Raw genomic sequence first — 6,766 nt, 5'->3', positions numbered from 1 at the left:
CTCACCCGTCCGCCGCTCGTTCCACAGGCTTCACCCCGAAGGGATCTGCCTGCTTCCCGCGCTCGACTTGCATGTATTAGGCACGCCGCCAGCGTTCGTCCTGAGCCAAGATCAAACTCTCCATAAATGATGAGCTTGCTTGCTCGTTCAAAAACTAGCTTGTATATCTTGCTTGACATACTGGTTGTTTTGTTCAGTTTTCAAAGATCAAAATGGTGGGCCTGAGTGGACTTGAACCACCGACCTCACGCTTATCAGGCGTGCGCTCTAACCAACTGAGCTACAGGCCCCTTAATGGAGCGGGTGAAGGGAATCGAACCCTCATCATCAGCTTGGAAGGCTGAGGTTTTACCACTAAACTACACCCGCAAAGTGAGTGAATATATATGGTGAAGCATGGTCGGGAAGACAGGATTTGAACCTGCGACCCCTTGGTCCCAAACCAAGTGCTCTACCAAGCTGAGCTACTTCCCGATAATGGCGCGCCCGAGAGGAGTCGAACCCCTAACCTCTTGATCCGTAGTCAAACGCTCTATCCAATTGAGCTACGGGCGCTCGTTGAAGCGACATCTTTTAATATATCATATTCATCAATCGATGTCAATGTTTTTTTGGTGCGGTCGAGAGGACTTGAACCTCCACGGGGTCGCCCCCACTAGGCCCTCAACCTAGCGCGTCTGCCATTCCGCCACGACCGCTCAAGCAAAAATAAAATGCCGTGCAGACCCCACAGCAGTAGACAAAACACAATGCGGGTGGAGGGACTTGAACCCCCACGTCGTAGACACTAGATCCTAAATCTAGCGCGTCTGCCAATTCCGCCACACCCGCGCAATATGATAATGACTAAAAGGAATGGGCTGGATTTAACTCGTAGAAAAAATCCAGCACACAACTTTTTTTGATGAGCCATGGAGGATTCCGACGCCGCAGGCTAGTCCTTGCAACCTTTTGCTGTAAATCGAAAGCAAGGGGAACCGCAGGTGAGAATCCGTACCACAACTTCCTTGATGAGCCATGGAGGATTCGAACCTCCGACCCTCTGATTAAAAGTCAGATGCTCTACCAACTGAGCTAATGGCTCACAATAAATTCAATCATCTTACTTATAAAAGAAATGGCTGGGCTAGCTGGATTCGAACCAGCGAATCACGGGATCAAAACCCGATGCCTTACCGCTTGGCTATAGCCCAACAAAGTGGCGGTCCGGACGGGACTCGAACCCGCGACCTCCTGCGTGACAGGCAGGCATTCTAACCAACTGAACTACCGGACCTTACCGATATAAAATGAAAGTGACCCGTACGGGATTCGAACCCGTGTTACCGCCGTGAAAGGGCGGTGTCTTAACCACTTGACCAACGGGCCAATATACAATGGCGGAGAAGGAGGGATTTGAACCCTCGCGCCGCTTACGCGACCTACACCCTTAGCAGGGGCGCCTCTTCAGCCACTTGAGTACTTCTCCACTGGCTCCACCGGTAGGATTCGAACCTACGACCGATCGGTTAACAGCCGATTGCTCTACCACTGAGCTACGGTGGAATAAAAAGTATTTTTTGCCGCTCCGAACAACAGCGACGTTAAGTATAATACATTAATTCGCCCGGTTTGTCAATTGCTTTTTTGAATTTTTTCAAGAAAGCAATCGGGAAAATAAAAAAGAAAAAACGGGAAAAAGCTTTGTTTTTTCAAGGGCTTATTTAATTTAACACGGAAGACATGATTCGTCAATGGTTTCCTTTGTTTTTTCATACACCAATTTATTTCACGGTGTCACGACGATACTTTAACAAGCTTCCCTCTGCATCTGCCACAGCGATACTTCTTTGTATCCACTCTTCTTGCCCTTTCATAGATATGCCCGCAATCCCTGCATTGATACCGATGTCTGGTTTGCTTTCTGGCAGAAGGAAGAGCCTGACAAAAACGAGGAGATCCAGTCTTACGCAACAACTCTCTAAAATCAGGATCGCGATGCTTATATCCTTTCCCTTCGATATGCAAATGATAATGACACAGTTCATGTTTAATGATGCCGATAAATTCTTCTTGCCCCAACTCTGTTAGAAACTTCGGGTTCAGTTCTATTGTTCTTCTGGACGGAATGTACCTTCCTCCGGTTGTACGTAAACGGTTGTTAAACATTACTTCGTCGATAAAAGGCTTATCAAAGTACTTTTTCGACAATTCGTCCACCAATTCCTCCAGTTTTTTCTGACTGATTGTTTCCACCATTATCGTCACACCTTTTACTTGATTTGCATACCCTACAATAACTTGATTTCTGCCTGATTTCCAACACTATTTGTCCAGGAGGATGGTTCAGATGCCCAATTGGTTTAAAAAGCAAATGACAAAAGCCTTCCTTACCAAAGATTTATACCAAATAAAAGTATTGAATCAATGTTGGTTTTTTTATCAGGATAAAAACTCCTGCTAAATAGACCGCAGTCGGGAAATGCTTATACTTAACCATAGACAAAAGGGCTGCAGGAACAGCCCTTTTGTTTTCATTAATCCTGTACCATTGTCAAAGCTATCCGCTGTTTATCTACGTCGACACTGTCTATCCAGACGGTGACAACATCTCCGACGGCTGCAACATCGGTCGGATGTTTCACAAATTGCTTGGACATTTTCGAAATATGCACCAAACCATCCTGCTTAACCCCAATATCCACGAATACTCCGAAATCGACCACGTTTCTTACCGTTCCTTGAAGTTCCATTCCAGGCTGTAGATCTTCCATGGCCAACACGTTCTTTTTTAATAGCGGCTGTGGAAAATCGTCCCGTGGATCACGCTCAGGGCTCGCCAGTGCTTTCATGATGTCCTCCAAAGTCGGTACCCCGATACCGAGTTTTTCAGCAGTTTCCCCTAGAGTCACCTCAGATAAGGCTTGCTTCAATGCTTCTGTACCTAAATCATCAGTAGAAAAATTTAGCATGCGCAGCAGCTGGTTGGCCGCCGAATAACTTTCCGGGTGGATCGCAGTCCTGTCCAGCGGCTCATCCCCGTCGGGAACCCGAAGAAAGCCAATGCACTGTTCATACGTTTTATTGCCTAAACGCGGAATTTTTTTCAGTTGGCTTCTGCTGGTGAATTTGCCGTTTTCGTTCCGTTGCTTGATTACATTACCCGCGACGGTTTTACTTAAGCCAGATACATACTGCAACAAAGAAGCTGAAGCAGTGTTGACATTGACACCGACCTGGTTGACGGCGGTCTCCACCACGAAGGTCAAGGATCCGTTCAAGCTTTTTTGGCTGACATCATGCTGGTATTGCCCGACTCCTATAGACTTGGGGTCGATTTTCACCAACTCCGCCAGGGGATCCTGCACCCTTCTTGCAATCGAAACGGCGCTTCGTTCTTCCACCTGCAACTCAGGGAATTCTTCACGGGCCAGCTTAGAAGCTGAGTAAACACTGGCACCGGCTTCATTTACAATGATATAAGCGATATCTAACTGATGGTCACTGATAAAGTCTGCAATAAATTGTTCGGTCTCTCTTGAAGCAGTGCCGTTGCCAATGGCGATGAGCTCGATGGGATACTGCTTTAAGAGCGATAACAGAACCTTTTCCGCTCCCTTTTTATCCTTTTTAGGGGCAGTTGGATAGATTACTTGAATGGCATGAACCTTGCCTGTCTCATCTATAACCGCCAGCTTACAGCCTGTACGGAATGCCGGATCGACCCCCAGGACGACTCTCCCTTTAAGCGGCGGTTGCAGCAGGAGGTTTTTCAAATTGGTCGAAAAAATATCGATTGCTTGCTGTTCTGCTTTTTCCGATAGACTGTTCCGGATTTCCCGTTCAATCGACGGCTGGATCAAGCGCTTATAGCTGTCCTCGATAACTTCCTTCCAAAACTGTTTGATGACGGCTGTATCGTTTCTTTTTACAAGCCTTTTATTCAGGTATTCAGTTATTTGTTCTACAGGGGGACGCACAGCTACTTTGATGACCTCTTCCTTTTCTCCGCGGTTGAGAGCGAGCACACGGTGGGCCACAATCGATCTGATCGGTTCCTCATAATCATAGTACATCTCAAAAACGCTTTTTTCGTCCTTTTCCCGATCCTTGGCATCCCCGCGAATCGTCCCGGCTTTGAACGTTTTATCCCGTATGTACTCCCTGTATTGAGCATCATCGGCGATCCACTCAGCGATTATATCGTTGACCCCGGCTATCACTTCATCCGTCGAGACCAATTCATGCTCATCCGATAAATAAGCCGCTGCCGCCTTTTCTAAATCTTCCACCTGATGGTTCCATACTTTCTCCGCCAGTGGTTCCAATCCTTTTTCTTTGGCTATGGTCGCCTTCGTTCTTCTTTTTTGCTTATAAGGACGATAAAGATCTTCCACCCGCTGCAGTTGCGTTGCATTCCTTATGCTAGCTTCGAGCTCGGGAGTCAATTTGTCCTGTTCATCGATCAAGCGAATGACTTCCTGCTTACGTTCTGCCAGATTTTGCGCATATGTCCATTTATCTTCAATTGCTTTGATTTGCACTTCATCCAATCCGCCGGTCTGCTCTTTGCGGTACCTGGCGATAAACGGAACCGTATTCCCTTCTTCCAACAAAGAAATAACTTGTTTGATTGGTGCAGCTGAAACCTTTGTTTCTCCTGCCACCCATTTTATTAACTGGTCATATTCGTTTGCTTCACTCAATATCGGTTTCCTCCTTACGCTTCTTGTCTCCATTGTACCAAATCAGCCCCGCCGATACACAGAGAGGAATTAGTCAAAGTGACGAAAATCCCACATGGAAGTAGCGCAATTACGATTGCTCCCACACAGGACAACCAAAAAAACCGGCCTACTCCATGTTGAGAGTAAACCGGTCAGATGCTGCCTAAAAAACGAATACTCCCATCTTCCAAGATAAGAGTATGCTTTCGACGATGCTATTCACTTTTGGCAAACTTCATGGCAATCAAGGTGGTGTCATCATCTTTGTTTTGTCCTACCATGGCAGCATACGTCTCCGTGATTCTTTCGACATCTTTGCCCAAAAAATATTTGGAAGACAAATCCATTGAATTGACCCCATCTGAAAACATAATAAAAATCATACCTGGTTCCATTGTGCCGTCAAACACTTTGAAAGGGCGTTTATAACCGCCCAGGTAACCGGCGTTCGGAATGCTCCGTTTTTTCTCCTGTTTGTCTGTTATCGTCATGATACCGATATTACCAATCGAACTGAACGAATAAGCATTCGATGTAAAGTTCACCTTCAATACACCTAATACAACGCCGCGCTTTCCTACCAATCTTTCATTGCACACCTTTATTATCTCATCGACGCTCGCGAAAATGTTTTCTTCAATGACATCCATAACAGCCTGTGAAGACTCTTTGGCGTATTCCCCGCTGCCCAAACCGTCAGCTAAAGCACAGATAAACTCGTCTTCTGTTTCTGTATAGTAATAGCTGTCACCACAGTAATAGTTGCCTTTTTTCGCTGTCTGATAGACGGAAACCTGCATTCGCTGTTTATCCAATTCACTCACTAGAAAACCTCCGAGCTTTCTGACTGCAATGCTTCTCTAAGTTTTCTCAATGCACGCCTTTGCAGACGGGATACATGCATTTGCGAAATGCCAAGCATCTCACCGGTATCTTTTTGGCTCATGTTTTCAAAGTAGGTATATTTCAGGATTTCTTGTTCTCTTTCTGTTAAAATCGGCAGAATTTTTTCAAGCAGCATACGCTGGTCCACATTCTCATAACCGGAATCCTGATTACCGATCAAGTCCAGTATGGAAACCGTGCTGCCATCAGAATCCGCTTCGATTTTCCGGTCGACGGACAGCGCTTTATAGCTTTTGCCCATTTCCATCGTTTCCAGGACGTCCTCTTCGCTCACTTCAAGGTAAGCGGCTATCTCGGTCACGGAAGGCGATTGCTGATTGTCCGAAGTCAACTCTTCGATAGCTTTCTTGATTTTCGGACCTAATTCCTTGATTCGACGCGGGACATGGACACTCCACGTTTTATCGCGGATAAATCGTTTGATTTCACCGATGATAGTCGGTATTGCAAATGATTCAAAGGATTTACCAAATTCAGGGTCATATCTGCGAATAGCAGCCAGCAGCCCCAGCATCCCGACCTGCACTAAATCCTCATGTATCGAACTGTTTTTTGAATACTTGCGGGCTATTGACTCCACAAGATCCTGATAAGCCAATACAATTTTTTCTTGAACCGATTCGTCTGTGGGATTTTCCTGCAGATGCTTTATCCATTGGTAAACCTCATCCTCACGTCTATTGTGTGGTTGAGATTTGGTCGTCATCTAATCCCACCTTATTTTCCTGGGTGTATTTTGTCATCAATACGATAACCCCATGGTCGCTGTTTATCTCTACCTTATCCATCAAAGCATCGATCAAGAATAAACCGAATCCGCCCTCACGGAGATTCTCAATCGGCTCCGATTGTTCATACGGACCGATGTCGGCTTTTACTTTGCCCAGGTCGAAGCTGCCGCCATGATCTGCCACCATTACCTCCAATCGGTCCTCATAAACTCCGAAACCAACCGTGACTTCTCCTTCTTCCGCCCCCTGGTATGCGTGGGTGACGGCATTGGTCATCGCTTCCGATATCGCCACTTTCAGATCCTCGATATCCTCGTAATTGAATCCCATCCGATTCGCGACGCCAGATGTACTCAATCTTACGACCCCTACATATTCTGCTTTAGCAGGAACTTTAATTTCTATGAAGTCAAAAGGTTCCAT

Annotated in this window: 6 protein-coding genes, 12 tRNA genes and 1 rRNA gene; 1 reads left to right on the top strand and 18 read right to left on the bottom strand. The window is 46.1% G+C overall.

What is annotated here, in order from left to right:
* From F6X55_RS18345 to F6X55_RS18280, 14 genes are all read right to left on the bottom strand, one after another.
* Positions 1–127: ribosomal RNA gene (locus F6X55_RS18345) — 16S ribosomal RNA — on the bottom strand; the annotation flags it as partial.
* An 86-nt stretch (positions 128–213) separates the two neighbouring features.
* A tRNA-Ile gene (locus tag F6X55_RS18340) sits at positions 214–290 on the bottom strand.
* Between the two features lie 5 nt (positions 291–295).
* Positions 296–369 (bottom strand) — tRNA-Gly (locus tag F6X55_RS18335).
* A 28-nt stretch (positions 370–397) separates the two neighbouring features.
* Positions 398–474 (bottom strand) — tRNA-Pro (locus F6X55_RS18330).
* 4 nt (positions 475–478) lie between these two features.
* Positions 479–555: transfer RNA gene (locus F6X55_RS18325), tRNA-Arg, on the bottom strand.
* A gap of 57 nt (positions 556–612) precedes the next feature.
* Positions 613–698 (bottom strand) — tRNA-Leu (locus F6X55_RS18320).
* Between the two features lie 52 nt (positions 699–750).
* Positions 751–831, bottom strand: a tRNA-Leu gene (locus tag F6X55_RS18315).
* A gap of 180 nt (positions 832–1,011) precedes the next feature.
* Positions 1,012–1,084, bottom strand: a tRNA-Lys gene (locus F6X55_RS18310).
* Positions 1,085–1,118: 34 nt separating this feature from the next.
* Positions 1,119–1,193: transfer RNA gene (locus F6X55_RS18305), tRNA-Gln, on the bottom strand.
* A 6-nt stretch (positions 1,194–1,199) separates the two neighbouring features.
* A tRNA-Asp gene (locus F6X55_RS18300) sits at positions 1,200–1,276 on the bottom strand.
* A gap of 20 nt (positions 1,277–1,296) precedes the next feature.
* Positions 1,297–1,368 (bottom strand) — tRNA-Glu (locus tag F6X55_RS18295).
* A 9-nt stretch (positions 1,369–1,377) separates the two neighbouring features.
* A tRNA-Ser gene (locus F6X55_RS18290) sits at positions 1,378–1,468 on the bottom strand.
* 2 nt (positions 1,469–1,470) lie between these two features.
* A tRNA-Asn gene (locus tag F6X55_RS18285) sits at positions 1,471–1,545 on the bottom strand.
* Between the two features lie 231 nt (positions 1,546–1,776).
* Positions 1,777–2,235 carry a SprT family protein gene (locus F6X55_RS18280; protein WP_026571344.1) on the bottom strand — a complete coding sequence of 153 codons (459 nt, stop codon included), beginning with the start codon at positions 2,233–2,235 and terminating at the stop codon, positions 1,777–1,779.
* A 94-nt stretch (positions 2,236–2,329) separates the two neighbouring features.
* Between F6X55_RS18280 and cmpA the strand changes: the two genes are divergently transcribed.
* Positions 2,330–2,443 carry a cortex morphogenetic protein CmpA gene (gene cmpA / locus F6X55_RS18275; RefSeq protein ID WP_152525496.1) on the top strand — a complete coding sequence of 38 codons (114 nt, stop codon included), beginning with the start codon at positions 2,330–2,332 and terminating at the stop codon, positions 2,441–2,443.
* A gap of 73 nt (positions 2,444–2,516) precedes the next feature.
* On the opposite strand, the gene F6X55_RS18270 is transcribed toward cmpA, so the two are convergent.
* The 4 genes from F6X55_RS18270 to rsbW form a co-directional block, all read right to left on the bottom strand.
* Complete coding sequence (locus tag F6X55_RS18270) at positions 2,517–4,718, bottom strand: Tex family protein (RefSeq protein ID WP_051381970.1); 2,202 nt, start codon at positions 4,716–4,718, stop codon at positions 2,517–2,519.
* A gap of 203 nt (positions 4,719–4,921) precedes the next feature.
* Positions 4,922–5,530 (bottom strand): PP2C family serine/threonine-protein phosphatase, encoded by a 609-nt coding sequence (locus F6X55_RS18265; RefSeq protein ID WP_321172343.1) that lies wholly within the window; start codon positions 5,528–5,530, stop codon positions 4,922–4,924.
* Positions 5,530–6,318, bottom strand: a complete 789-nt coding sequence (sigB, locus tag F6X55_RS18260) for an RNA polymerase sigma factor SigB (protein WP_026571347.1) — start codon at positions 6,316–6,318, stop codon at positions 5,530–5,532. The genes F6X55_RS18265 and sigB overlap by 1 nt, the downstream gene beginning before the upstream one ends.
* Positions 6,290–6,766 carry an anti-sigma B factor RsbW gene (gene rsbW, locus F6X55_RS18255; protein ID WP_026770886.1) on the bottom strand — a complete coding sequence of 159 codons (477 nt, stop codon included), beginning with the start codon at positions 6,764–6,766 and terminating at the stop codon, positions 6,290–6,292. The genes sigB and rsbW overlap by 29 nt, the downstream gene beginning before the upstream one ends.

The sequence above is a fragment of the Sediminibacillus terrae genome, from assembly GCF_009602435.1.
Classification (GTDB): domain Bacteria; phylum Bacillota; class Bacilli; order Bacillales; family Amphibacillaceae; genus Sediminibacillus; species Sediminibacillus terrae.
This window is presented reverse-complemented; position numbering and strand designations above follow the sequence as displayed.

What these genes read in the sequence shown, in the direction of transcription:
- cmpA (WP_152525496.1), top strand. Translation starts at nt 2,330, where the DNA reads ATGCCCAATTGGTTTAAAAAGCAAATGACAAAAGCCTTCCTTACCAAA.
- F6X55_RS18270 (WP_051381970.1), bottom strand. Translation starts at nt 4,718, where the DNA reads ATGGAGACAAGAAGCGTAAGGAGGAAACCGATATTGAGTGAAGCAAAC.
- sigB (WP_026571347.1), bottom strand. Translation starts at nt 6,318, where the DNA reads ATGACGACCAAATCTCAACCACACAATAGACGTGAGGATGAGGTTTAC.
- rsbW (WP_026770886.1), bottom strand. Translation starts at nt 6,766, where the DNA reads ATGGAACCTTTTGACTTCATAGAAATTAAAGTTCCTGCTAAAGCAGAA.